This is a genomic window from Jeotgalibacillus marinus, from assembly GCF_040801915.1.
In the GTDB taxonomy this organism is placed as follows: domain Bacteria; phylum Bacillota; class Bacilli; order Bacillales; family Jeotgalibacillaceae; genus Jeotgalibacillus; species Jeotgalibacillus marinus.
Genome location: NZ_JBFMIA010000266.1, coordinates 1 through 243, shown reverse-complemented (window position 1 = coordinate 243; position 243 = coordinate 1). Strand labels below are relative to the sequence as shown.

Annotated in this window: 1 protein-coding gene; it reads left to right on the top strand. The window is 48.1% G+C overall.

Annotated features, from left to right (window positions below; genetic code table 11):
* The coding region (locus AB1471_RS19130; protein ID WP_367781046.1) for a hypothetical protein at positions 1–243 on the top strand (243 nt) is incomplete at both ends.

The following is a 243-nucleotide window of genomic DNA, read 5'->3' as shown; positions in this document are numbered from 1 at the left end:
AAGAAAAAGGGGGGAGAAGAGAGAGAGGAAAGGAAGGGAGAGAGAGAAGAAAGGAGGGGGAGAAGGAAAAGGAGGAAGGAGAGAGGGAAAAGGAAGAAGAAGAGAGAAGAGGAGAAAAAAGGGGGGGGGAAGGGAGAAAGGGAGAAAGGGGGAGGAAGGGGAAAGAGGAGAAGAGGAAGGAAGGGAAGAAAAAAGAGAGGAGGAAAAGGAAAGAGAAAAGGAGAAAGAAAGGAGAGAGAGAAA